The following is a 23,451-nucleotide window of genomic DNA, read 5'->3' on the forward strand; positions in this document are numbered from 1 at the left end:
CTCCGGACCGGGTGTGCCTCGGCGGACGCCCGGCCGGGGAGTAGCGTCGCCTGCATGCATGCGATCACGATTCCCGAACCTGGTGGTCCCGAGGCTCTGGTGTGGGACGAGGTCCCCGATCCGGTGCCCGGCGAGGGCGAAGTGCTGGTCGAGGTGGTGGCTAGCGCAGTCAACCGCGCCGACATCCTGCAACGGCAGGGCTTCTACGACCCGCCGCCCGGCGCGTCCCGCTACCCCGGCCTGGAATGCTCCGGCCGGATCGCAGCGCTGGGTCCCGGCGTGTCCGGCTGGACCGTCGGCGACGAGGTGTGCGCCCTGCTCGCGGGCGGCGGATACGCCGAGAAGGTCGCCGTGCCGGCCGGACAGCTGCTGCCGGTGCCCGAGGGCGTCGACCTCAGGCAGGCCGCCGCGCTGCCGGAGGTGGTCAGCACGGTCTGGTCCAACGTCTTCATGATCGCTCACCTGCGCCCCGGCGAGACACTGCTCGTCCACGGCGGCTCCAGCGGCATCGGCACGATGGCCATCCAGCTCGCCAAGGCGATCGGCGCCAAGGTCGCGGTGACCGCCGGGAGCAAGGAGAAACTGGACTACTGCGCCGAGCTCGGCGCGGACGTCCTCGTCAACTACAAGGACCAGGACTTCGTCGCCGAGGTCAGGCAGGCCACCGACGGGGCGGGCGCCGATGTGATCCTCGACAACATGGGCGCCAAGTACCTGGACCGCAATGTGCAGGCCCTCACCGTGAACGGGCGGCTGGCGATCATCGGCATGCAGGGCGGCGTCAAGGGCGAGTTGAACATCGGCACGCTGCTGGGCAAGCGGGCCGCCATCAGCGCGACCTCGCTGCGGGCGCGCCCGCTCACCGAGAAGGCGTCCATCGTGGCCGCCGTACGCGAGCACGTGTGGCCGCTGCTCGCGGCCGGGCACGTCCGCCCCGTCGTCGACCGCGAGGTGCCGATGCCGGAGGCGGCCGAGGCGCACCGGCTGGTGGAGGCGAGCGGGCACATCGGGAAGGTGCTGCTGGTGGCGCCGTAGCGCGCTCAGCCACGCCGCACCCGCAGGCCCACGAACGCCAGGGCCAGGCCCAGGCCGATCAGGACGAGGCCGCTGCCCAGCGGCAGGATCCGCAGGGTGGGCCCGTCGTCCGCGGCTTCGCCGCTGTGGCCGGTGTTCGCGGGCCGCTGCCGAGGCGTGGCAGGCGCCAGTCCGGCGTCCTGTGGCGAGGCGGAGTCCGTCGGGTTCCCCTGCCCGCCGTCCACGGTCTCGTCCCCGGCGGAGGAGACGGCGTCCGGGGTGGTGGGGGCCTCGCCGGTGTCGTCGTCGCCCTCGATCTGCGCCGCCGGCCCCTCCCGCCGCCCCGGCCGCAGCCGCCCCTCCCCGGCACGGCTGCCGGCCCGGGACGGTTCGGCGGCGACGGCGGAGGCGGAGGCGGAAGGGGACGGGGCGGCGGTGGCCGCGTGGGCCGTGCCGTACGGCGGTCCCACCGCCGCCAGGACGATCAGCAGCCGTACGAGGCGAAGCGTGAAACGCGGCCATGGACTCACGTCGGTGACCTCCCGCAGCACAGTCGGCGCAGCATGAAGCCGACGAAAATAATCCTTATCTTTCATGGCAATTCGGGCATTACCGGTTACGCCGACCGAGTTAAACGGTGGATCAGCCACAACCGGGGGCACCACGGTGATGAGGTGGAGGCGTGCGAGAGAATGGCGGCATGGAGATGCCGAGGAACGAAAGGTCGCCGGAGAACCCGCAGATCCTGGTCGTAGGCCAGGACGGCATGGCGCTCGGCGGCGTGGGCGACGACGACCCCCGTGAGATCCCGGTGACGGAGATGGTGGAGCAGCCGGCCAAGGTCATGCGGATCGGCAGCATGATCAAGCAGCTTCTGGAGGAGGTGCGCGCGGCTCCTCTGGACGAGGCGAGCCGGGTCCGGCTCAAGGAGATCCATGCCAGCTCGGTGAAGGAGCTGGAGGACGGTCTCGCGCCGGAGCTGGTGGAGGAGCTGGAACGGCTCTCGCTGCCCTTCGCGAACGAGGCGACCCCGAGCGACGCGGAGCTGCGCATCGCGCAGGCCCAGCTGGTGGGCTGGCTGGAGGGCCTCTTCCACGGCATCCAGACGACGCTGTTCGCCCAGCAGATGGCGGCCCGCGCGCAGCTGGAGCAGATGCGCCGTGCCCTTCCTCCGGGCGTGGGGGGCCAGGAGGGCGGCGACGACCCGCGCACGGGCGGCCGCTCGGGCGGCCCGTACCTCTAGCGATACTCATCTGTTCCAAGCTCTGTCCGTCCGTCACACACACGTGAGCCGAGGTCGACGACCTCGGCTCACCCGGCGTCTCGGCGGCCGGGTCAGGACGGCGGGTTGCCCGTCGAGACGTTCAGCTGGATCGTCGGCATGTTCTTCGGGTCGACGTCGGTGTCAGCGGCGGGGAACTGGTTCATGACGGTCCCGTCGCCGTACGTGTTCTCGTCCACGTGCACGATCTTCATGACCCAGCCCGCGGCCTCGAAGCACTCCTTGACCGACTTGATGTACTTGAACTTGAAGTCGGGGACCCGCACCTTGGTCGGGTCGTTGTAGGACTTCTCGGGCTCCGTGCAGGCGGTCTTCTCGATCGTCTTCGACTCGTCCGGGCCCCGGTAGGCCGCCGCGTGGGACGCCGAGGCGCTCGCGCCGCCGCCCTTGTTCGCGTCGCCCGGGCCACCGCTGTTCATCGTCAGCGCCACGACCAGGCCGACCACCGCGACCAGCGACACCACGACCGAGCCGACGATCACCGGCTTGTTGCCCCTGCCGCCGCCCGGCCCGGAGCCCTGGACGGAGGTCTGCGGCGAGATGGTGTACGGCGGCGGGGTGGCGTGGGTCTGCTGCCCGTACCCCGCCGCAGGCGTCGGGTAGCCGCCCTGCTGCGGGTAGCCGTACGCCGGGGAGGGGTGCGGGGTGCCGTACGGGTTCGGCACCGGGGCCGGCTGGTACGGCGTCTGCACGGGGCCGGTGGGCGCCCCGGTGGCCTGGTCGACCGGCGGGAACACCGCCGAGCCGACGCCCGAGCCGCTCTGCGTCGGGCCGGCGCCCGGCACGATGCTCGGCGCCGCCGCCTGCAGCGACGCGGCCACGCGCAGGCACTCCTCCCGCATCGACTCGGCGGTCGGGAAGCGTTCGTTCGGGTTCTTCCGCAGCGCGCGGGCGACCAGCGCGTCCACGGCCGGAGGCAGCGCGCGGTTGACGGAGGAGGGCGCCACCGGCTCCTCCTGCACATGCGCGTAGGCGATCGCCAGCGGCGAGTCCGCGTCGAACGGCAGCCGGCCGGTGACCAGCTGGAACAGCATGATGCCGACCGAGTACAGGTCGGAGCGGGCGTCCACGGCCCGGCCCAGCGCCTGCTCGGGGGAGAGGTACTGAGGGGTGCCGACGACCATGCCGGTCTGCGTCATCGAGGTGACGCCGGACTGCATGGCACGGGCGATGCCGAAGTCCATCACCTTGACGACGCCACGCTTGGTCATCATCACGTTGCCCGGCTTGATGTCGCGGTGGACCAGGCCCATCTCGTGGCTGATCTCCAGCGCGGCCAGCACATCGGCAGTGATCTTCAGCGCCTTGTCGGCGGGCATCGCGCCGTACTGCCGGATGTCCTCCTCCAGCACCGAGCCCAGCGGGCGGCCCTCGACGTACTCCATGACGATGTACGGCGTCATCAGGCCGCCGAGATCGTCCTCGCCGGTGTCGAAGACGGACACGATGTTGGTGTGCGTGAGCTTGGCCACTGCCTGCGCCTCGCGGCGGAAGCGCTCGCGGAAGGCCTGTTCCCGCCCCAGTTCGGTGTGCAGTGTCTTGATCGCGACCTGGCGGTCCAGCACGGCGTCGTACGCCAGGTGCACCGAGGCCATGCCGCCCTCGCCGAGCAAGTCGCGCAGCTGGTAGCGGCCACCGGCGACCGCCCGCCCCGCATGCCGGCCGTGCGCGCCGTCCTGGCTCATGTTCTGCGTCCCCCATAGGCGCCGGTGACCGGAAGCCGGTGACCCAATGCCGGTGATCCAATGTGCTATTCCCGGCCAAGTCTGCCCCAGGGCACCGACACGTCAAGCTCGGTGCCCGATCCGTGACCGTACGCGAAAGAAGCGAGGCGGAAGCGTTACAGCGGACGTACGCCCGGCACACAGAATTTGCACGACAGCGCGTGCTACAGGTTTGATGGCCGGTCCGTCCCGGGCCGGCCCCGGTCCCGATCCCGGACCGGCGGCTTGCGCGGAGGCTGTAGCGTGGCCGACGGAGACCGTAACAACACCGCGCGCACCGCGGGCAGAAACGACGGCGAGGACCGATGGCACAGACGCACAGCGCCCAGGGCCCGTCCGACCCCGAGGCGACTGGCGGCGGCATGTCAGACACGCCGGAGATGTGGGGCAACGGCGGGCTCGTCGGCGACGGCCGGTACCGGCTGACCCATCGGCTCGGCCGGGGCGGCATGGCCGAGGTGTTCGCGGCCGAGGACGTCCGCCTGGGCCGGACGGTCGCCGTGAAGCTGCTCCGCGCGGACCTGGCCGAGGACCCCGTGTCCAAGGCCCGCTTCACGCGCGAGGCCCAGTCGGTGGCCGGGCTCAACCACCACGCGATCGTCGCGGTCTACGACTCCGGCGAGGACTTCGTCGGCGGCCAGTCGGTGCCGTACATCGTGATGGAGCTGGTCGAGGGACGCACCATTCGCGACCTGCTGCTCAACGCCGAGGCGCCGGGTCCCGAGCAGGCCCTGATCATCGTCTCCGGTGTCCTGGAGGCGCTGGCCTACTCGCACCAGCACGGCATCGTGCACCGCGACATCAAGCCGGCCAACGTCATCATCACCCACAACGGCGCCGTCAAGGTGATGGACTTCGGCATCGCCCGCGCCCTGCACGGCGCGTCCACGACGATGACGCAGACCGGCATGGTCATGGGCACCCCGCAGTACCTCTCCCCGGAGCAGGCGCTCGGCAAGGCCGTCGACCACCGCTCCGACCTGTACGCCACGGGTTGCCTGCTCTACGAACTGCTCGCGCTGCGGCCCCCGTTCACCGGCGAGACACCGCTGTCGGTGGTCTACCAGCACGTCCAGGACATCCCGGTGCCGCCGTCGCGGACCTCGGACGGCGCCTGTCCGCCGGAGCTGGACGGCCTGGTCATGCGCTCGCTCGCCAAGGACCCGGACGACCGGTTCCAGACGGCCGAGGAGATGCGCGGGCTGGTCCAGTACGGGCTGCAGATGCTCTACGACCAGGGCGGCCACACCGGCACCTGGAACACCGGGCCGGTGGCCTTGCACGAGAACCGGCACACCCCGGCGGGCGGCTTCGCGGGGACGACCGTGATGCCGCACCCCGCCGACGCGTCCGGCACCACCCAGATCCCGCAGCCGATCCTGCCCGGCGGATACGGCAACGGCGACGACGGCGGCTTCGAGGGGCACGGCAACAGGGGCAGCGGCCGCGGCAAGCTGTGGATCCTCGCCGTCCTCGCGGTGATCGCCGTCGCGGCCGGCGTGGCCCTGGCGATGAACGGCGGCGGCGGTGGCGGCGGTGCCGGCACGGACCCGTCGAAGTCGCCCTCGCAGACACAGACCACGAAGGACGAGACGGCCACCGACAGCCCGTCCGACACGACCACCGACCAGCCCAGCGACACGGCCACCCAGGGCTCGTCCGACACGGGCAACGGCTCCGGCTACACCCCCTCGTACACGCCGTCGTACACGCCCTCCCACACCGCCACGTCCGGCCCGAGCAAGCAGCCGAGCGCTCCGGCGACCACGCCGGCGCAGAGCCAGCCGGACACGCCCTCGCAGTCGCAGCCCTCGGACCCGGTGACGGACCCCGGCACCGGCGGCACGGGGGACACCACCGGGCAGGGCGGCCCTTGAAGGACGCCCACGGGCACTGACGGGCCGCCCACCGGGTAGTCGGGCTGAGGTCGGCCGGTCCCGGGCGCGCGGGCGGCACGGGTGGCGTGGGATGTGGGGGCGGTGTCAGGCCACGAAGGCGTCGCACACCTTGTCGTACTCCCGGGTCCACCACACCGCGAGCGCGGAGGCGGCCGGGAACTGGCAGTCCGCCCGGGTGTCGCCGCGTTCGTAGTGCCAGCGCAGCATCCAGAAGTCGTTCAGGCGCTCCCACCACACCCGGTGCACAGCCGCCGCCAGCTCCGAGGGCGTGGCGTCGGCCGCGCGCAGGTACGCGCGCGCGTACGCCCGCACCTTCGGCAGGTCGAGCGCCCCCACGGGCCGTACGAAGAAGATCGCGGCGGCGCGAACGGCCTCCTCCGCGCGGGGCTGCACGCCCAGCCGGTCCCAGTCGACGATCGCGGCGGGCGCGTCGCCCTTGTAGAGCAGGTTGAAGGGGTGGAAGTCCCCGTGCACCCAGCCGACCGAGCCGCCGCGCGGGGGGCGCCGGCCGGCGTGCCGCTCCAGGAGCGCCCGCCGTTCCAGGAGCCGGTGGCGGGCCAGTTCGTCGAAGGCGTCGGCGGGTCGGTGGCGGCGCACCTGGGCGAGCAGGTCGTCGATGAGGGAGAAGGTGTCGGCCGGGTCGGCGCTCCGGACGGGATGCGGGCTGGTGGCCGGGCGGGTGCGCCCTTTGGGTGGCATCACACGCTCCAGGCAGGCGTGTACGGCCCCCAGGAGCGCCCCCAGCCGTGCGCTCTCCGCGCGCGTGAGCTGACCGCCGTGGCGGTGTCTGCCGTCGATCCAGGGATGCAGGGCGTAGGCGTGGCCGCCGACGACGGCGACCGTACGGCCGTCCCGGCGGGCCAGCGGCGGCGCGACCGGCACGCCGAGGTCGGCCAGCCGCTGGGTGGCGCGATGCCGGCGTTCGATCGCGGCCGGATCGGCGGTGTCGGGGTCGAAGTGGTGCTTGAGGAAGTAGCGGCCGCGAGTGGTCCGCAGACGGTAGCCGCGGTTGAGCAGACCCTGGTCGACGGGCTCACAGGCGACGGCGGAACCGGCGGGATACAGGCGCAAGAGGGCGCCCAGGGGGAGCGCGTGGGACATGGGGGGTGGTACACAAGGGCGCGGCACGGCCAGATGCTAGGGCACCCGGATGGCCCTGTGAGCTGCGGGTTGTCACACACAGTCGCGGGTATTCACTGACGGTCGCTTTTGGTCGCACAGCGCACTGTGGCCGCCGTGTGGCCACCGCCCTGGAAGCGGCCGTGCTATTGGACTCTTCCCGTGACATGGGTCAGCGGGATAACGTGCCGTTGCTCCGGCCTCCTGCAAGGCTGTGACCAGCGACCTTCCACACCGCTTCGATTTACTTGGAAATCCAAGCAAAATCGCAGGTCAGGTGGGGTTTCACAGAAATGTGGGGCACTGGGTAACGTGAATTCTTGCAGGGTGCTCGCCGGGGCACCTGTCACGCCTGTTCCCGGCCGAGTGGCACCCACCCCGTGCACGGGTGCCGGAACAGGTGAGCCGCACTGGCCACCCGGCAACCCTGGGGGCCGGAACGACGGAGGAGCACACGTGACCGTGGACAGCAGTGCCGCGCGCAAGCCGCGACGCAGCGCCGCAGGCAGGGCCGGCACCACCGGCACCAAGCGCACCACCCCCCGCACCACGAAGCAGACCGGCGACCCCCAGCTCGTACAGCTGCTGACGCCCGAGGGCAAGCGCGTCAAGCACGCCGAGTACGACGCCTACGTCGACGGCATCACCCCCGACGAGCTGCGCGGTCTGTACCGCGACATGGTGCTCACCCGCCGCTTCGACGCCGAGGCCACCGCTCTGCAGCGCCAGGGCGAGCTGGGCCTGTGGGCCTCCCTGCTCGGCCAGGAGGCCGCCCAGATCGGTTCCGGCCGGGCCCTCCACGACGACGACTACGTCTTCCCCACCTACCGCGAGCACGGCGTCGCCTGGTGCCGGGGCGTCGACCCGACCAACCTGCTGGGCATGTTCCGCGGCGTCAACAACGGCGGCTGGGACCCCACCACCAACAACTTCCACCTCTACACGATCGTCATCGGCTCCCAGACGCTGCACGCCACCGGCTACGCGATGGGCGTGACGATGGACAGCGCCGACTCGGCCGTCATCGCCTACTTCGGCGACGGCGCCTCCAGCCAGGGCGACGTGGCCGAGGCGTTCACCTTCTCGGCGGTCTACAACGCCCCGGTGGTGTTCTTCTGCCAGAACAACCAGTGGGCGATCTCCGAGCCGACCGAGCGGCAGAGCCGCGTACCGCTCTACCAGCGGGCCCAGGGCTACGGCTTCCCGGGCGTCCGGGTGGACGGGAACGACGTGCTGGCCTGCCTCGCGGTGACCAAGTGGGCGCTGGAGCGGGCCCGCACCGGCGCCGGCCCCACCCTGGTCGAGGCGTACACCTACCGCATGGGCGCCCACACCACCTCCGACGACCCCACCAAGTACCGGGCGGACGAGGAGCGCGAGGCCTGGGAGGCCAAGGACCCGATCCTGCGCCTTCGCCGTTATCTCGAAGCCTCAAACCACGCGGACGACGGATTCTTCGCGGAACTCGAGAACGAGTCCGAGGCGTTGGGCAGGCGAGTGCGCGAAGCGGTCCGTTCCATGCCGGACCCGGACCACTTCGCCATCTTCGAGAACGTGTACGCGGACGGACACGCGCTCGTCGACGAGGAACGAGCCCAGTTCGCCGCCTACCAGGCGTCGTTCGCGACGGAATCCGACAGCGGCATCGCCGCGGGAGAGGGGGCCTGATCATGGCAGAGGAGACCGTGGCCGCCAACGCCACCAAGAGCCTGCCCCTGGCCAAGGCGATCAACGAGTCGCTGCGCCGCGCCCTGGAGACGGACCCCAAGGTCATCATCATGGGCGAGGACGTCGGCAAGCTCGGCGGCGTCTTCCGGGTCACCGACGGCCTGCAGAAGGACTTCGGCGAGAGCCGTGTCATCGACACCCCGCTCGCCGAGTCGGGCATCGTCGGCACGGCGATCGGCCTGGCCCTGCGCGGCTACCGGCCCGTCGTGGAGATCCAGTTCGACGGTTTCGTCTTCCCGGCCTACGACCAGATCGTCACCCAGCTCGCCAAGATGCACGCGCGTTCCCTGGGCAAGGTCAAGCTGCCGATCGTGGTCCGCATCCCCTACGGCGGCGGCATCGGCGCGGTCGAGCACCACTCCGAGTCCCCGGAGGCGCTGTTCGCGCACGTGGCGGGCCTGAAGGTGGTCTCGCCGTCGAACGCCTCGGACGCCTACTGGATGATGCAGCAGGCCATCCAGAGCGACGACCCGGTGATCTACTTCGAGCCCAAGCGCCGCTACTGGGACAAGGCCGAGGTCAGCACCGACGCGATCCCCGGCCCCCTGCACAAGGCGTCCGTGGTCCGTGAGGGCACCGACCTGACCCTGGTCGCCTACGGCCCGATGGTGAAGCTCTGCCGGGAGGTCGCGGACGCGGCGGCCGAGGAGGGCAAGAGCCTGGAGGTCCTGGACCTGCGCTCGGTGTCCCCGGTGGACTTCGACACCATCCAGGCGTCCGTCGAGAAGACGCGCCGCCTGGTCGTGGTCCACGAGGCGCCGGTCTTCCTCGGCTCCGGCGCGGAGATCGCGGCCCGGATCACGGAGCGCTGCTTCTACCACCTGGAGGCACCGGTCCTCAGGGTGGGCGGCTACCACGCCCCCTACCCGCCGGCCCGCCTGGAGGAGGAGTACCTGCCGGGCCTGGACCGGGTGCTCGACGCCGTCGACCGTGCCCTGGCGTACTGAGGAGAGGGTCGTGACGACGATGACGGAAGCGTCCGTACGCGAGTTCAAGATGCCGGACGTGGGCGAGGGACTCACCGAGGCCGAGATCCTCAAGTGGTACGTCCAGCCCGGGGACACGGTCAGCGACGGCCAGGTGGTGTGCGAGGTCGAGACCGCGAAGGCGGCCGTCGAACTGCCCATCCCCTACGACGGTGTGGTCCGCGAACTCCACTTCCCCGAGGGCACCACGGTCGACGTGGGCACGTCGATCATCGCGGTGGACGTGGCGGGCGGCGCCGCACCGGCGCCGGCCGAGCAGCCCGTCGCCGTTGCCGTCGCCGAGCGGCCGAAGGCGGAATCCACGGCGGAACCCAAGGCGCCGGAGCCGAAGCAGCAGGGCCGCCAGCCGGTCCTGGTCGGCTACGGCGTGGCGGCCTCCTCGACCAAGCGGCGCCCCCGCAAGGGCCCGGAGGTGGCGGTCCCCGCGGCGCACTCGATCCAGACGGAACTGAACGGCCACGGGGCGGCGACGCCGGCGGCCAAGCCGCGCCCGCTGGCCAAGCCGCCGGTACGGAAGCTGGCGAAGGACCTCGGCGTGGACCTGACGACGGTGACGCCGTCGGGCCCGGACGGCGTCATCACCCGCGAGGACGTGCACGCGGCGGCGGCACCGGCCGCTCCCGAGGCCCCGGCGCCCGCGACGACGACGGCCGCCGCGCCCGCTCCCGCGCCGGTGGTGACCTACGACGGGACCCGCGAGACCCGCATCCCGGTCAAGGGCGTCCGCAAGGCCACGGCGCAGGCGATGGTCGGCTCGGCGTTCACGGCGCCGCATGTGACGGAGTTCGTGACGGTGGACGTCACACGGACGCTGAAGCTGGTCGAGGAGCTGAAGCAGGACAAGGAGATGCAGGGCCTGCGGGTGAACCCGCTGCTGCTGATCGCCAAGGCCCTGCTGGTCGCCATCAGGCGGAACCCGGACATCAACGCGTCCTGGGACGAGGCGAACCAGGAGATCGTGCGCAAGCACTACGTCAACCTGGGCATCGCCGCCGCCACTCCGCGGGGCCTGATCGTCCCGAACATCAAGGACGCCCAGGACAAGACGCTCCCGCAACTGGCCGAGGCACTGGGTGAGTTGGTGTCGACGGCGCGGGAGGGCAGGACGTCCCCGGCGGCGATGCAGGGCGGTACGGTGACGATCACCAACGTCGGGGTCTTCGGCATCGACACCGGCACGCCGATCCTCAACCCCGGAGAGTCGGCGATCCTGGCGGTCGGCGCGATCAAGCTCCAGCCGTGGGTCCACAAGGGCAAGGTGAAGCCGCGTCAGGTCACGACCCTCGCGCTCAGCTTCGACCACCGCCTGGTCGACGGCGAACTGGGCTCCAAGGTGCTCGGGGATCTCGCCTCGATCCTGGAACAGCCGAAGCGCTTGATCACTTGGGCCTGAGGGGCCGGGGGGAGTAGCCTCTGAAGCTCGGGGGCGGCCGCAACCAAGTCTTGCGACCGCCCCCTCTCCTTCAGGTCGTTCAGGTCCTTCAGGCGGTGCCGAGCAGGTACACCGGCGCCCCGTCCTCCGTCCCGCCGCGTGAGCGGATGCAGGCGTGCCTGTGCAGCAGGCGGAGACAGTCGTTGACCCGGCGCACCGAGAGGCCTGTGCGGGCCGCGATCCCTTCGAGCGGCTCGCGCAGCTCACCCTTCTCGACGAGAACCGGGGCGATCACCACGGCCACCGTCCACACGTCCTCCGTGACGGACAGCCGTTGCCGCCAGTCGGCCAGCACGGACGCCGTGGTGGACAGCGGCGTGAGGTCACCGCCTGGCGTCGAGCGTTCCAGCACGAGGGTGTCGAGCCGGTCCGCGATGCGTTCCATGGCCCGGACCGTGGCTTGCTGCACGGCGAGTGCGGCCTTCTGCGTGGCCAGCATTTCCCTTTGCAGAGCCATCGACTCGCGGTGCCCGGCGGCAAGCTCCTCGTCGATCTGAAGGTTGTGCGCCTCCAGCCGGACGATGGCCTCGGCGACCTGCTCGGGCATGGCGTACGCGACGGGCGCCCCCGGCTCGGCCGGCTGCACCTCGGCCTCTTCGAGGGAGTAGGAACCCTCCCGCTGCACTGTCTCGACGACCTCGGCGACCCACTGCTTGAAGGGGGCGCAGGCGGGTTTCGTACAGGCGGAGACAAGGAGGACGAGGCCTTGGAGATCGATGAGATTCATGTCTCGACGCCACTCCCGACCTGCGGGAACGCTGAGACCGTAACCTCTGGTTACGCTCTCGAGAATCTCTCGGTGCTCGTCCGGGACGTGGTCGGCAAGTGCCTTCCTCGAGTTGCTGTGCCCGAGTTCCTTGCACACATCCACCGCCGGGAACCAATGCGTCCCGTCGGGCATCGTCAGCCGTCGCACCCGGGCTCCCGTCGCCGCGTACACGAAGTCGCTGACGTCGATCGCCTCGTGCCGCTCGGCGGAGTGGGGTTGCTTGCTGGGTTCGTTCATGTGAACCACCTCCGCTGGGGAACGTAGAGCGCGGAAAAGCGCATATGCCAGCTGAGGCCGTGATGTTCACGATTGCGAGGGAATTTAGGGGGATTCCGCCCACGCAAAGGGCCCGCCGCGGCAAGGCGACGGGCCCCTGGGCGTCGGTGAAGCCTCAGCCGAGCTTCGAGAAGCCGTAGCCGAGGAGCTTCTTCGCGTCCGCCTCGCGCTGCGGGATGGACGTGGAGGACAGGACGGTGCCGATGACCGTCTTGCCGTTCCGGGTCGCGGCGAAGACCAGGCAGTAGCCGGCCTCGGGGCCGGAGCCGGTCTTCACGCCGATGGTGCCGCTGTAGCTGCTGAGCAGCCCGTTGGTGTTGGTCCAGGCGTTCATCGTCCGGGTGGAGCCGGTCTTGGTGACCGTCTTCGCCGTGTACGACTTCGTCTTGACGACCGTGCGGAACGTGGCGTTCTTCATCGCGGCGCTGGCGAGCTTCGTCAGGTCGCGCGGCGTCGAGTAGTTGCCGCCGTTGCCGATGCCGTCGAACGAGTCGAAGTGGGTGTTCGTCAGGCCGAGGCTCTTGGCGGTGGTGTTCATCTTGCCGATGAAGTTCTGCACGCGCGCGTCCCGGGTCGACCCGGAGCCGTACGTGTCGGCGAGCGCGTAGGCGGCGTCGCAGCCGGACGGCAGCATCAGGCCGTACAGCAGCTGGCCGACGGTGACCTTGTCGCCGACGATCAGGTGGGCCTGGGAGGCGTTGTTGGCGACGACGTAGTCGCTGTAGGCCTTCTGGATGACGACCTGGCGGTTGAGGTTGAGGTTCGACTGGGCGAGCACGACCTTGGCGGTCATGATCTTGGTGGTGGAGCCGGTGGAGCGCTTGGTGTCCGCGGCCTTCGTGAACAGCGTCGCGGAGTTGGAGTTGTTCATCACGTAGCCGCCCTTGGCCACGATCGAGGGCGCGGTGACGGCCTGCGCGGGCGCCGCGGTGAGAGCCCCGGTGGCGCACAGCACGCCGGAGGTGACGGCGACGGCGGTGGCGCGGCGGATGCGGGTGCCCTTAATGCCGGTAATCAAAGTAAAGTACCCCGATTGTCTGGAATGCCCCTGATGTGCGGCCGAGTTGCTATGGCACGAGAGTAGGGCCGCACATGTGTGACACGTAAGTAGCACAGTTGGTTGTGCGGTTGCTGAAAGAGATCTGCGTCACGTCCGCATGCTGGACCGCCCATCGTATGGGTACGCGTTGTATCTATCCTGTGGGCATGCCCGCCGCCATGACCTCCCTCAAGCCGCCTGCCGCCGCCGACCGCGTCTACGCCCATGTCAAACAGGGTGTCCTGGACCGCCGTTACGAGGGCGGGACGCTGCTGACGGAGGGTGAGCTGGCCGAGGCCGTCGGCGTCTCGCGCACGCCGGTGCGGGAGGCGCTGCTGCGGCTCGAGGCGGAGGGGCTGATCAGGCTCTACCCGAAGAAGGGCGCGCTGGTGCTGCCGGTCTCCGCGCAGGAGATCTCCGACGTGGTGGAGACCCGGCTGCTGGTCGAGGTGCACGCGGCGCGCAAGGCCGTACCCGCTTCGCCCGTACTCCTCGAACGGCTGGCGGACCTGCTGGCCCAGCAGAAGGCGCAGGCCGCCGCCGGTGATCTGGCGGGCGCCGCGGTCACGGACCGGTGTTTCCACGCCGAGATCGTGCGCAGCGGCGGCAACGAGATCCTCTCCCGTCTCTACGACCAGTTGCGGGACCGTCAGCTGCGGATGGGCGTCGCGATCATGCACTCCCACCCGGACCGGATCGCCAAGACGCTGGCCGAGCACGAGGAGATCCTGCGGGCGCTGCGCGCCGGCGACGCGGAGGACGCGGTCGCCGTCGTGCACCGGCATGTGAGCTGGTTCTCGCATCTCGCACGGGGTGAGGTCCGATGAGCACCAACACCACTCTTCCGGGTGATCCGCCGGGCGGCCGGCGCGCCGCCGCGGTGTGGGGCATCGGCGTGGCGGTCTACTTCGTCGCCGTCATCTTCCGCACGTCCCTCGGGGTCGCCGGTCTGGACGCGGCCGCCCGCTTCCACGTCAACGCCTCGGCCCTGTCGACGTTCTCGATCCTCCAGCTGCTGGTCTACGCCGGCATGCAGATACCCGTCGGCCTGCTGGTGGACCGGCTCGGCACCAAGCGGGTGCTGAGCATCGGCGCCGTGCTGTTCACCGCGGGTCAGCTGGGCTTCGCCTTCTCCCCCTCCTACGGCACCGCGCTCGCCTCCCGCGCGCTGCTCGGCTGCGGTGACGCGATGACCTTCATCAGCGTGCTGCGCCTGGGCTCCCGCTGGTTCCCGGCCCGGCGCGGTCCGCTGGTCGCCCAGTTGGCCGGGCTGGTCGGCATGGCGGGCAACCTGGTCTCCACCCTCGTCCTGGCCCGGCTGCTGCACGGCGTCGGCTGGACCCCGGCGTTCGCGGGCAGCGCGCTGGCCGGCGCGGTCGTCCTCGTCCTGGTGCTGCTCTTCCTGAAGGACCACCCCGAGGGCTACGCCCCCGAGCCCCTCCCGCACCAGGGCGCGGCCTACGTCCGCCGGCAGATCGCCGCGTCCTGGCGGGAGCCGGGAACCCGCCTGGGTCTGTGGGTGCACTTCACGACCCAGTTCCCGGCGATGGTCTTCCTGCTGCTGTGGGGCATGCCGTTCCTGGTGCAGGACCAGGGCCTCAGCCGCGCCACCGCCGGTGAACTGCTCACCCTGGTCGTCCTGTCGAACATGGTGATCGGCCTGGTCTACGGCCAGATCGTCGCCCGGCACCACGCGGCCAGGCTGCCGCTGGCCCTGGGCACGGTCGCGGCGACGGCGACGCTGTGGGCGGCGACCCTCGCCTGTCCGGCCGCCCACGCCCCCATGGGGCTGCTGGTGGTGCTGTGCGTGGTGCTGGGCGCGTGCGGACCGGCATCGATGCTCGGTTTCGACTTCGCGCGCCCGGCCAACCCGCCGGAGCGTCAGGGCACCGCCTCCGGGATCACCAACATGGGTGGTTTCGTCGCCTCCATGACGACGCTGTTCGCGGTCGGTGTGCTCCTCGACGCCACCGGCGACGACTACACGGTCGCCTTCTCCTTCGTCTTCGTCCTCCAGGCGCTGGGCGTGAGCCAGATCCTGCGCCTGCGCGGACGGGCGGCCCGCCGGGAGCGGGAGCGCCTGGTGGCGAGCCGGGTGGAGACGGTGCACGTGCCCGTGTGAGCCGGCCCGTTCGAGCCGGCCCCGGACACGTCAGCGCGCCGACGCCACCGGTACCAGGGTGAGGTAGGCGATGCCGAGGACGCCCCGGTAGCTCAGCCACTGGCCCCGGTGCCGGTCGAGGCGTTCGCGGGTCTCGGCCGCCAGCGGATGGTCCGGGTGGCGGGCCAGCCACACCTCGGTGTCCGCCTGGTACGCCGACTCGAACTCCTCCCACTCCTCCTGGCTCGCCGTCTCGGTCCACTCGGGCCGGAACCCGGCTTCCACGGCGAGGTCCGTCAGCCGGGCGAGGCCGTGGTGCTGGCCGGCGGCGGCGCCCGGCCACATGCCGGACAACTCGGCCGGGGTCGGGGTGCGCTCCCAGAAGCCCTCGCCGAGGACCACCCGTCCGCCGTCGGCGACCAGCCGGCGCAGCTCCCGCAGGGCGTCGGTGGTGTGCCGGGGCGGCTCGGCGGTGCTCAGCGCATGGCTGGCGCCGAGGCACAGCACGAGGTCCGCGGGCCCGCGCCGGGTTCCGACCGCCGACTCCTCGACGAACTCCACCCGCTCCGCGAGCCCGCGCGCCTCGGCGTTGCGTCGCCCCCGCTCCAGGTCCTGGCCCCGGATGTCGACTCCGACGCCATGGGCGTCCGGTACGGCGTCCAGGACGCGGAGGAGCATCTCGCCCCAGCCGCAGCCGATGTCCAGGACGCTGCCGGGCCGTACTCCGGCGAGCCGCCGCACCATCGCGGTGGCGCGGGTCTCGGAGAGGGGGCCGTGGAAGGTGAGCCGGGTGAGACGGGGCGGAACTTCGTCGGTGTCGAGGGTGGCCGCGGTGCTGGACGTGGCGGGGCCGGTCATGGCGGAGTCGGTCATGGCGGGCACGCTAGTTTCCGTCGTCGTCCCGGCGACAGCGAATATCCGGGGCCCGGGCGGCGCCCCGGAGACCGGTCACGACCTCACGGCGTCACGAGTTCACCGCGTGACCGCGAGTTCACGGCGTGACCGCGAAGTTCCGCAGGATCGCCGCCGTCAGTTCGGGTTCTCCGTCGGCCTTCACGCGGTCCGTGACCGCCTCGGGGTGGACGCGCCCGCAGGCCAGGCGGACGTAGGTCTCCCAGTCGAGGGTGAGGGTGGCGGCGGGGCCGAGCGCGGGGGTGCTCTCCAGGGTGCCGCGGCCCTGGATGTCGACGCGGATGGTGCGCAGGAACTCGACGGGCCCGTGCACGTCGAAGACGATGGCGGAGCTGCGCGGGGCGTCCGCCTTCTCGGCGACGACGCGGGGCAGCGCGGCGAGCAGGACGTCACGGGCGACGTACGCGCCCGGCGAGTCGAGGTTGCCGGGGCGGCCGAGGGCGGCGCGCAGGTCCTGTTCGTGCACCCACACGTCGAACGCGCGGGTGCGCATGGCCTCTTCCAGCGTGATCTCGGTGCTGAGCGGGCCGCGGACCTTGGTGCCGGGGTCGCGGGACTCGTTGCGCAGCTGGCGGTTGCGCCGGATGACCGTGTACTCCAGCTCGGAGGTCATCTCCGGGGCGGTGTGGTGGCGGCGGACGTCGACCTGCATCTCCATGTACCGCTGGTGCTCGTTGGTGACGTGGAAGAGGTCGCGGGGCAGGGTGTGGATCGGGCGCGGGTCGCCGAGCATCTCGCAGTCCAGGCCGATGACATGCGAGACGATGTCACGGACCGACCACCCGGGACACGGGGTCCGCCGGTTCCACTCGCCCTCCGCAAGCGGCTGCACCAGCTCGGATATCGCGTCGATGGAGTGGGTCCAGGCGTCGGCGTAGGGCTGGAGGGTGGGATGCAGACTCACGGAACGGGACCCCTCGGCGGTCGGTACACGGGCGGTGGTGGCGGCGTTGCCAGCGGGCGGCGGCGGCAGCTGTCGGCGGGTGTCTTGGAACGCTAAGTTACGCTGCTCCAAGGCACCCCGGCAGTGCTTTCGTGTGACGATCGTAGGCCTGTATGGACGGCCCGAATGCCAGGACGGTGGTAGTGTGCGCGCCTCGCTGATCCAGATCGCCGTGAACGAGGGCGAATCGCTCGAATCCCGGCGGCGGCGGGTGGCCGCGCTCGTCGGGGAACAGTCCGGGGCCGACCTGGTGGTGCTCCCCGAGCTGTGGACGACGGGCGCGTTCGCCTACGAGGAGTTCGCCGCGCAGGCCGAACCGCTGGAGGGGCCGACGTACGAGGCCATGGCGAAGGCGGCGAGCGACGCGGGCGTGTGGCTGCACGCCGGGTCGATCCCGGAGCGGGACCCGGACGGCCCCCTCTACAACACCTCTCTCGTCTTCTCCCCCTCCGGTGAACTGGTCGCGGCCTACCGCAAGATCCACCGCTTCGGCTTCGACAAGGGCGAGGCGGTGCTGATGGGCGCGGGCGGCGAGCTGGTGACCGTCCGCCTCCCGCAGACCACGCTCGGCCTGGCGACCTGCTACGACCTCCGCTTCCCCGAACTCTTCCGCTCCCTCGTCGACGCCGGCGCCGAGACCCTGGTGATCCCGGCGGGCTGGCCCGAGCGGCGACGCGCGCACTGGACGCTGCTGGCCCAGGCGCGGGCGGTGGAGAACCAGGCGTTCGTGCTCGCGTGTGGAACGGCCGGGACGCACGCGGGAGTTCCCCAGGCGGGTCACTCGATCGTGGTGGACCCGTGGGGTGAGGTACTGGCGCAGGCCGGCCCGGGCGAGGAGATCCTCACGGTCGACTTCGACCCGGCGAGGGTGGCGGCGACGCGGGAGCAGTTCCCGGCGCTCAAGGACCGGGTCCTGGGGCTCCTGCCACCCCGTCCTCGCCCCTGACCGCTCAGTCGTCGTCCCGTTCCTTCTCGGCCAGGTGGATCACGCACACCGTCACCGCGATCATCAGTGCCGGGTCGGCGTCGTCGCGGACCACGTCGACGCCGTAGGTCTCCCGGACGCGCAGCCAGCGGCGGGAGACGACCGCGAGGAGTTCGCCGTCGTACTCGACGGCGAACTCACGGTCGAAGATCTTGCCGCTGACGTCCAGTTCCGTGCCGTCCACCAGGGAGACGCGGTAGTGGTTGCGCAGCAGGGACAGTCGCTTGCGCTTGATGCGGGCCAGCGGCTCGCCGCCCCGCTCGATCACCATCGTGTCGCGCAGGGCGAACATCTTCTGGTGGATGTGGATGAGGACGTGCCCCTGGGTGTCCTTCAGCTCGAAGGTGTCCCGCACCCGCATCGCCTTGCCGTCGATGAGGAACACCTTGTTGCCGTGCTCGTCCTCGATCCAGTAGTCGTCACCGAAGCCGAGGAGCCGGTCGCGTACGAGGAATCTCATGCCGTTACCGCTTCCCCGGCAGGGGACACGGAACGCAGCCGGTAGGCCGACGGGCTGAGAAACCTTTCCTCAGACCCTCAGACTCTCAGACCCTCGGACCCTCAGTCCCTCAGACGCCGTAGCCGTCCCGGTACCCGTCGCCGTACGCGTCCGGCCGGTGGTGGACGTGCCGTTCCTCCTCGACGACCGTCGTGGCCGGCGGCGGCACCACGACCCGCCTGCGGCGGGCGATGCTGCTGAACGTCGAGACGCCGATCAGGCCGACGGCCATCAGGATGACGCCGACGAGGTCGAGGTTGACCCCGTTCATGTGCCAGTCGGTCGCGAACGTGAGGATGGCTCCCACGGCGATGAGGATGATGCACCCGCCGAGGCCCATGAGTCTCGCCTCCCTGTTTGACCGGTGCATCCGGTAGGTCCGGGCCGGTCCGGACGTTCGGGTACCCCGGGCGGCAACTCCCATGCGGGGGCCGTGCCTTCCCGGCGGCGCTCATCCCTCCAGGAACGCCACCAGCGCGTTGGCCAGCAGGAACGGGTCGTCCGCGCCGCACAGTTCGCGGACGCTGTGCATCGACAGGATCGCCACGCCGATGTCGACGGTCTTGATGCCGTGCCGGGCCGCCGTGATCGGGCCGATCGTGGTGCCGCAGGGCATGGAGTTGTGGGAGACGAAGGTCTGGAAGGGGACGTTCGCCTTCTCGCAGGCGGCGGCGAAGACCGCGCGGCCCGAACCGTCCGTCGCGTAGCGGTTGTTGACGTTGACCTTGAGGATCGGGCCGCCGTTGACCCGGGGGTGGTGGGTGGGGTCGTGCCGCTCGGCGTAGTTGGGGTGCACCGCGTGACCGGTGTCGGAGGACAGACAGACCGTACCGGCGAAGGAACGGGCCCGGTCCTCGTACGACCCGCCGCGCGCGAACACCGAACGCTCCAGCACGGTGCCGAGCAGCGGCCCGTCCGCGCCGGTGTCCGACTGGGAGCCGTTCTCCTCGTGGTCGAAGGCGGCCAGCACGGGGATGTGGGTGAGCGGGGCGCCGGAGGTGGCGGCGGCGGCCAGCGCGGCCGTGCCGGCGTGCACCGACAGCAGGTTGTCCATGCGCGGGCCGGCGACCAGGTCGAGGTCGCGGCCCAGGTAGGAGGGCTGTTCCACCGGGTACGTCATCAGGTCCCAGCCGGTGACCTCGCCCGCCGTGATCCCGGCCTCCGCCTCGACGAAGGCGATCAGATCGCCGTCGCGCACGTCGTCGCCGAGTCCCCACACCGGCTGCAGATGGCGCTGCTTGTCGAGCTTGAGCCCGTCCGTGGACACCGACCGGTCGAGGTGGATGGCGAGCTGGGGGACCCGCAGCAGCGGGCGGGCGATGTCGACCAGACGGGTCGAGCCGTCCCGCAGCGCCACCCGGCCGGCCAGGCCGAGGTCCCGGTCCAGCCAGGAGTTGAGCAGCGGACCGCCGTAGATCTCCACCGCGACCTGCCGGAAGCCGTGCGCACCGCTGTCCGGCAGCGGCTTGACGCGCAGGTTGGGCGAGTCCGTGTGCGCCCCGACGATCCGGAACGGGGTGTGCGCCGCGGCGCCCTCGGGGACGTACCAGGCCACGATCGCGCCGCCGCGCAGGACGTACTTGCCGCCGCTCGTCGCGTCCCAGGCGTCCGTCTCCGCGACCTGCCTGAAGCCGGCCTTCTCCAGCCGCTCGGCGACGTTCGCCACGGCGTGGTACGGCGACGGGCTCGCCGCCAGGAAGCTCATGAGGTCGTCGGTGTGGCCGCGGTCGAAAGCGAGAGGAGCGCGCGGAGCGCTCTGCGGAAGGGCGGCGGCGGACGGCCGGGCGGGTTCGCTCATGGGATTTACCTTAACGACGTCTGTGGGCCCACTCCCCGTCCGGGGAGTGGGCCCACAGCGGCGGTCGACGGGTTCGGAGGCCGTCCTCGGGAACCCGCTCGGCCAAGCGGTTCGCCGGACCTCAGAAAGCGGCTTCGTCCAGCTCCATCAGGTCCAGGTCGACGCCCTCGGCGAGCTTGCGCGCACCGGTGACGCCCGGCAGGACGTTGGCGGCGAAGAACTTCGCGGCAGCGATCTTGCCCGTGTAGAAGGCCTTGTCCCTGGCGGAGGCCGTCTCCAGCTTCTCCTGGGCGACGGCGGCGCCCTTCAGCAGCAGGTAGCCGACGATGACGTCACCGGAGGCCAGCAGCAGGCGGGTGGTGTTCAGGCCCACCTTGTAGATGTTCTTCACGTCCTGCTCGGTGGCCGCGAGGTCGGTCAGCATCAGGCCGACGATCGCCTCCAGCTCCACGGCGGCCTTGGCCAGGTACTCGCGGGCGCCCGCCAGCTCCTCGCCGCCGGTGCCGAGCGCGAGGAACTTCTTGATGTCCTCGGCGAGGGAGTTCAGCGCGGCGCCCTGGTTGCGGACGATCTTCCGGAAGAAGAAGTCCTGGCCCTGGATCGCGGTGGTGCCCTCGTACAGGGTGTCGATCTTGGCGTCGCGGATGTACTGCTCGATCGGGTACTCCTGCAGGAAGCCGGAGCCGCCGAAGGTCTGCAGCGACTGGGCGAGCTGCTCGTAGCCCTTCTCGGAGCCGTAGCCCTTGACGATCGGCAGCAGCAGGTCGTTCAGCGCGTGCTCGGTCTTGGCGTCCTCGCCGTTCGCCTCCTTCACGGCGATGGCGTCCTGGATCGAGGCGGTGTAGAGGACCAGCGCGCGCATGCCCTCCGCGTACGCCTTCTGCGTGATCAGCGAGCGGCGCACGTCGGGGTGGTGGGTGATGGTGACCTTCGGCGCGGTCTTGTCCATGAAGTTCGCCAGGTCCGGACCCTGGACGCGCTCCTTGGCGTACTCCAGCGCGTTGAGGTAGCCGGTCGACAGGGTCGAGATGGCCTTCGTGCCGACCATCATCCGGGCGAACTCGATGATCCGGAACATCTGGCGGATGCCGTCGTGCTTGTCACCGATCAGCCAGCCCTTGGCCGGGTGGCGGTCGCCGAAGGTCATCTCGCAGGTGTTGGACGCCTTCAGGCCCATCTTGTGCTCGACGTTGGTGGCGTAGACGCCGTTGCGCTCGCCCAGCTCGCCGGTCTCCCAGTCGAACAGGTACTTGGGCACGAGGAAGAGGGAGAGGCCCTTGGTGCCGGGGCCGGCGCCCTCGGGGCGGGCGAGGACGTAGTGGAGGATGTTCTCCTCCATGTCGTGCTCACCGGAGGTGATGAAGCGCTTCACGCCCTCGATGTGCCAGGAGCCGTCCTCCTGCTGGACCGCCTTGGTGCGGCCGGCGCCCACGTCGGAGCCCGCGTCGGGCTCGGTGAGCACCATGGTGGAGCCCCAGGTCTTCTCGACCGCTATCCGGGCGATCTTCTTCTGGGCCTCGTTGCCCTCGTCGAAGAGGATCCCGGCGAACGCCGGACCGGAGGAGTACATCCAGACCGCCGGGTTCGCGCCGAGGATCAGTTCCGCGTACGACCAGATCAGGGACGGGGGAGCCGTCGTCCCGCCGATCTCCTCGGGCAGGCCCAGCCGCCAGTACTCGGAGTCCATGAAGGCCTTGTAGCTCTTCTTGAAGGACGCCGGGACGGGCGCGGTGTTGGTCTCCGGGTCGAAGACCGGCGGGTTGCGGTCGGCGTCGGCGAACGACTCGGCCAGCTCGTTCTCGGCGAGCCGGGTCAGCTCCTCGAGGACGCTCTTGGCGGTGTCCGTGTCCATCTCCGCGAACGGGCCGGTGCCGTACAGCTTGTCGCGCCCGAGTACCTCGAAGAGGTTGAACTCGATGTCGCGGAGATTCGACTTGTAGTGCCCCATGGTGACGGCTCCGTATAGGACTGGGCGAGGCACTGTCTCCTCGCATCTGGTTCACGTACCAACAAGTAGCTACGATGATGCTACCCGTCGGTAATAACAAGCAACCCCGATCCGGCCATCTGTGACCGAGCCCTCGTGCGGGGTCAGTACCCTTTGTGGCATGTACGGCTACGACCAGAACGTTGGGGCCCAGCAGCAGTACGGCGTCCCGCCGCAGCAGCAGATGCCGGGTGGGTACGGCCAGCAGGCGCCGCTCTACCCCGAGCCGTCCCCGCCCTCGCTCGCGGACGCGGTGCGCGCCTTCACCACCGGCCAGCTGTCCGCCGAGGACTTCCAGCAGGTCTTCGCCACGTCCAAGGTGTACTGCCCGCGCGGCGACAACCCCGGCTTCCTCGCGCTGCACAACACCCAGCAGCCGGTGATCCCGATGTTCACCTCCCTCAAGGAGCTGCGCCGGTACGCGGGCAAGGAGTCCAAGTACTTCGTCATCACCGGCGCCGAGGTGATCGACCTGCTCCCGACCGGCTATGGCTTCGTCCTCGACATGGAGGGCGAGCACCGGATGGTGTTCGACGCCAAGGCGGTGGAGCAGATGGTCGAGTTCGCCATGCGCAGAATGTACGGCTGAAGCCGCGCCCGGCGACAGGCCCAGAGCCCGGAGGGAATTCCCTCCGGGCTTTCGCTGTTCCGGGTAGCAGAAAGTTCAATGCTCAACTAAACTGGCCGCACAAGGAGGTACCGACCATGCCTGCAGTGACCGTCGAGAACCCGCTGACGCTGCCCCGCGTGACCGCGTCGGCCGACGCCGTGACACGACCCGTGCTCGCCGTCACGACCGCGCCGAGCGGGTTCGAGGGTGAGGGCTTCCCGGTGCGCCGGGCGTTCGCCGGGATCAACTACCGCCACCTCGACCCGTTCATCATGATGGACCAGATGGGCGAGGTGGAGTACGCGCCGGGCGAGCCCAAGGACTCTATCAGTTGGGGGAGTATCCCGAC

The 23,451-nt window shown here is 70.6% G+C and carries 21 protein-coding genes and 1 pseudogene; 11 read left to right on the forward strand and 11 right to left on the reverse strand.

All coding sequences use genetic code 11. The features are described 5' to 3' along the window. Positions 1-54 precede the first annotated feature (54 nt). The gene (locus tag ACFYMM_RS10730; RefSeq protein ID WP_388385482.1) at positions 55-1,035 is read left to right on the forward strand and encodes an NAD(P)H-quinone oxidoreductase; all 981 of its coding nucleotides are present in this window, start codon (positions 55-57) and stop codon (positions 1,033-1,035) included. A 5-nt stretch (positions 1,036-1,040) separates the two neighbouring features. Here the strand turns inward: ACFYMM_RS10730 and ACFYMM_RS10735 are convergent, their stop codons facing one another. Then, positions 1,041-1,544 carry a hypothetical protein gene (locus ACFYMM_RS10735; protein ID WP_388385483.1) on the reverse strand — a complete coding sequence of 168 codons (504 nt, stop codon included), beginning with the start codon at positions 1,542-1,544 and terminating at the stop codon, positions 1,041-1,043. Positions 1,545-1,714: 170 nt separating this feature from the next. Here ACFYMM_RS10735 and ACFYMM_RS10740 point away from each other — a divergent pair, with 170 nt between their 5' ends. After that, positions 1,715-2,257 (forward strand): bacterial proteasome activator family protein, encoded by a 543-nt coding sequence (locus ACFYMM_RS10740; RefSeq protein WP_388385785.1) that lies wholly within the window; start codon positions 1,715-1,717, stop codon positions 2,255-2,257. Positions 2,258-2,349: 92 nt separating this feature from the next. On the opposite strand, the gene ACFYMM_RS10745 is transcribed toward ACFYMM_RS10740, so the two are convergent. Then, positions 2,350-3,981, reverse strand: a complete 1,632-nt coding sequence (locus ACFYMM_RS10745; RefSeq protein WP_388385484.1) for a protein kinase — start codon at positions 3,979-3,981, stop codon at positions 2,350-2,352. Between the two features lie 344 nt (positions 3,982-4,325). Here ACFYMM_RS10745 and ACFYMM_RS10750 point away from each other — a divergent pair, with 344 nt between their 5' ends. Next, positions 4,326-5,897, forward strand: a complete 1,572-nt coding sequence (locus tag ACFYMM_RS10750) for a protein kinase (RefSeq protein WP_388385485.1) — start codon at positions 4,326-4,328, stop codon at positions 5,895-5,897. 105 nt (positions 5,898-6,002) lie between these two features. On the opposite strand, the gene ACFYMM_RS10755 is transcribed toward ACFYMM_RS10750, so the two are convergent. Continuing rightward, positions 6,003-7,019 (reverse strand): phosphotransferase, encoded by a 1,017-nt coding sequence (locus tag ACFYMM_RS10755; protein WP_388385486.1) that lies wholly within the window; start codon positions 7,017-7,019, stop codon positions 6,003-6,005. Between the two features lie 474 nt (positions 7,020-7,493). Between ACFYMM_RS10755 and pdhA the strand changes: the two genes are divergently transcribed. From pdhA to ACFYMM_RS10770, 3 genes are read left to right on the forward strand one after another with little or no spacing between them, the layout of a single operon-like run. Continuing rightward, on the forward strand, positions 7,494-8,705 hold the full coding sequence (pdhA, locus tag ACFYMM_RS10760) for a pyruvate dehydrogenase (acetyl-transferring) E1 component subunit alpha (RefSeq protein ID WP_388385487.1): 1,212 nt from the start codon (positions 7,494-7,496) through the stop codon (positions 8,703-8,705). Positions 8,706-8,707: 2 nt separating this feature from the next. After that, entirely contained in the window at positions 8,708-9,712 is a 1,005-nt protein-coding gene (locus ACFYMM_RS10765) for an alpha-ketoacid dehydrogenase subunit beta (RefSeq protein WP_388385488.1), read from the forward strand. Positions 9,713-9,722: 10 nt separating this feature from the next. Continuing rightward, positions 9,723-11,144 carry a dihydrolipoamide acetyltransferase family protein gene (locus ACFYMM_RS10770; RefSeq protein ID WP_388385489.1) on the forward strand — a complete coding sequence of 474 codons (1,422 nt, stop codon included), beginning with the start codon at positions 9,723-9,725 and terminating at the stop codon, positions 11,142-11,144. Positions 11,145-11,232: 88 nt separating this feature from the next. Here the strand turns inward: ACFYMM_RS10770 and ACFYMM_RS10775 are convergent, their stop codons facing one another. After that, positions 11,233-12,189, reverse strand: coding sequence for a Bro-N domain-containing protein (locus ACFYMM_RS10775; RefSeq protein WP_388385490.1), 957 nt, complete (start codon positions 12,187-12,189; stop codon positions 11,233-11,235). A gap of 154 nt (positions 12,190-12,343) precedes the next feature. Then, positions 12,344-13,246, reverse strand: coding sequence for a D-alanyl-D-alanine carboxypeptidase family protein (locus tag ACFYMM_RS10780; protein ID WP_388385491.1), 903 nt, complete (start codon positions 13,244-13,246; stop codon positions 12,344-12,346). A 188-nt stretch (positions 13,247-13,434) separates the two neighbouring features. On the opposite strand from ACFYMM_RS10780, the gene ACFYMM_RS10785 reads away from it, so the two are divergent. After that, positions 13,435-14,094: a GntR family transcriptional regulator gene (locus ACFYMM_RS10785; protein WP_388385492.1), complete on the forward strand. Its 660-nt coding sequence runs from the start codon at positions 13,435-13,437 to the stop codon at positions 14,092-14,094. After that, positions 14,091-15,389, forward strand: coding sequence for a nitrate/nitrite transporter (locus tag ACFYMM_RS10790; protein WP_388385493.1), 1,299 nt, complete (start codon positions 14,091-14,093; stop codon positions 15,387-15,389). Before ACFYMM_RS10785 ends, ACFYMM_RS10790 begins: the two co-directional genes overlap by 4 nt. A gap of 30 nt (positions 15,390-15,419) precedes the next feature. Here the strand turns inward: ACFYMM_RS10790 and ACFYMM_RS10795 are convergent, their stop codons facing one another. Then, positions 15,420-16,226, reverse strand: a complete 807-nt coding sequence (locus ACFYMM_RS10795; protein WP_388385786.1) for an SAM-dependent methyltransferase — start codon at positions 16,224-16,226, stop codon at positions 15,420-15,422. Between the two features lie 133 nt (positions 16,227-16,359). After that, positions 16,360-17,184: a maleylpyruvate isomerase family mycothiol-dependent enzyme gene (locus tag ACFYMM_RS10800; protein WP_388385494.1), complete on the reverse strand. Its 825-nt coding sequence runs from the start codon at positions 17,182-17,184 to the stop codon at positions 16,360-16,362. Between the two features lie 184 nt (positions 17,185-17,368). Here ACFYMM_RS10800 and ACFYMM_RS10805 point away from each other — a divergent pair, with 184 nt between their 5' ends. Continuing rightward, positions 17,369-18,169 (forward strand): carbon-nitrogen family hydrolase, encoded by an 801-nt coding sequence (locus tag ACFYMM_RS10805; protein ID WP_388385495.1) that lies wholly within the window; start codon positions 17,369-17,371, stop codon positions 18,167-18,169. Between the two features lie 4 nt (positions 18,170-18,173). Here the strand turns inward: ACFYMM_RS10805 and ACFYMM_RS10810 are convergent, their stop codons facing one another. The 4 genes from ACFYMM_RS10810 to ACFYMM_RS10825 all read right to left on the reverse strand — a co-directional run bounded on the left by ACFYMM_RS10810 (position 18,174) and on the right by ACFYMM_RS10825 (position 22,453). Continuing rightward, positions 18,174-18,668, reverse strand: a complete 495-nt coding sequence (locus ACFYMM_RS10810) for an LURP-one-related/scramblase family protein (RefSeq protein WP_388385496.1) — start codon at positions 18,666-18,668, stop codon at positions 18,174-18,176. Positions 18,669-18,777: 109 nt separating this feature from the next. Then, the gene (locus ACFYMM_RS10815) at positions 18,778-19,047 is read right to left on the reverse strand and encodes a DUF6458 family protein (protein ID WP_388385497.1); all 270 of its coding nucleotides are present in this window, start codon (positions 19,045-19,047) and stop codon (positions 18,778-18,780) included. A gap of 111 nt (positions 19,048-19,158) precedes the next feature. After that, entirely contained in the window at positions 19,159-20,505 is a 1,347-nt protein-coding gene (locus ACFYMM_RS10820) for a M18 family aminopeptidase (RefSeq protein WP_388385498.1), read from the reverse strand. Positions 20,506-20,626: 121 nt separating this feature from the next. Beyond that, positions 20,627-22,453, reverse strand: a complete 1,827-nt coding sequence (locus ACFYMM_RS10825; RefSeq protein WP_388385499.1) for an acyl-CoA dehydrogenase — start codon at positions 22,451-22,453, stop codon at positions 20,627-20,629. Between the two features lie 160 nt (positions 22,454-22,613). Between ACFYMM_RS10825 and ACFYMM_RS10830 the strand changes: the two genes are divergently transcribed. After that, positions 22,614-23,081, forward strand: a complete 468-nt coding sequence (locus tag ACFYMM_RS10830; protein WP_388385500.1) for an SseB family protein — start codon at positions 22,614-22,616, stop codon at positions 23,079-23,081. A gap of 116 nt (positions 23,082-23,197) precedes the next feature. Next, a pseudogene (locus tag ACFYMM_RS10835) lies at positions 23,198-23,410 on the forward strand (pirin family protein); the annotation flags it as partial. Positions 23,411-23,451 lie beyond the last annotated feature (41 nt).

Origin of the sequence: Streptomyces sp. NPDC006739 (genome assembly GCF_042869815.1) — a bacterium.
GTDB lineage: Bacteria > Actinomycetota > Actinomycetes > Streptomycetales > Streptomycetaceae > Streptomyces.

Coding starts and splice junctions, on each gene's coding strand:
- ACFYMM_RS10745 (WP_388385484.1), bottom strand. CDS start 3,981: ATGAGCCAGGACGGCGCGCACGGCCGGCATGCGGGGCGGGCGGTCGCC.
- ACFYMM_RS10785 (WP_388385492.1), top strand. CDS start 13,435: ATGCCCGCCGCCATGACCTCCCTCAAGCCGCCTGCCGCCGCCGACCGC.
- ACFYMM_RS10790 (WP_388385493.1), top strand. CDS start 14,091: ATGAGCACCAACACCACTCTTCCGGGTGATCCGCCGGGCGGCCGGCGC.
- ACFYMM_RS10815 (WP_388385497.1), bottom strand. CDS start 19,047: ATGGGCCTCGGCGGGTGCATCATCCTCATCGCCGTGGGAGCCATCCTC.
- ACFYMM_RS10830 (WP_388385500.1), top strand. CDS start 22,614: ATGTACGGCTACGACCAGAACGTTGGGGCCCAGCAGCAGTACGGCGTC.
- ACFYMM_RS10740 (WP_388385785.1), top strand. CDS start 1,715: ATGGAGATGCCGAGGAACGAAAGGTCGCCGGAGAACCCGCAGATCCTG.
- ACFYMM_RS10795 (WP_388385786.1), bottom strand. CDS start 16,226: ATGACCGGCCCCGCCACGTCCAGCACCGCGGCCACCCTCGACACCGAC.
- ACFYMM_RS10810 (WP_388385496.1), bottom strand. CDS start 18,668: ATGAGATTCCTCGTACGCGACCGGCTCCTCGGCTTCGGTGACGACTAC.
- ACFYMM_RS10775 (WP_388385490.1), bottom strand. CDS start 12,189: ATGAACGAACCCAGCAAGCAACCCCACTCCGCCGAGCGGCACGAGGCG.
- ACFYMM_RS10750 (WP_388385485.1), top strand. CDS start 4,326: ATGGCACAGACGCACAGCGCCCAGGGCCCGTCCGACCCCGAGGCGACT.
- ACFYMM_RS10820 (WP_388385498.1), bottom strand. CDS start 20,505: ATGAGCGAACCCGCCCGGCCGTCCGCCGCCGCCCTTCCGCAGAGCGCT.
- ACFYMM_RS10730 (WP_388385482.1), top strand. CDS start 55: ATGCATGCGATCACGATTCCCGAACCTGGTGGTCCCGAGGCTCTGGTG.
- ACFYMM_RS10755 (WP_388385486.1), bottom strand. CDS start 7,019: ATGTCCCACGCGCTCCCCCTGGGCGCCCTCTTGCGCCTGTATCCCGCC.
- ACFYMM_RS10765 (WP_388385488.1), top strand. CDS start 8,708: ATGGCAGAGGAGACCGTGGCCGCCAACGCCACCAAGAGCCTGCCCCTG.
- ACFYMM_RS10825 (WP_388385499.1), bottom strand. CDS start 22,453: ATGGGGCACTACAAGTCGAATCTCCGCGACATCGAGTTCAACCTCTTC.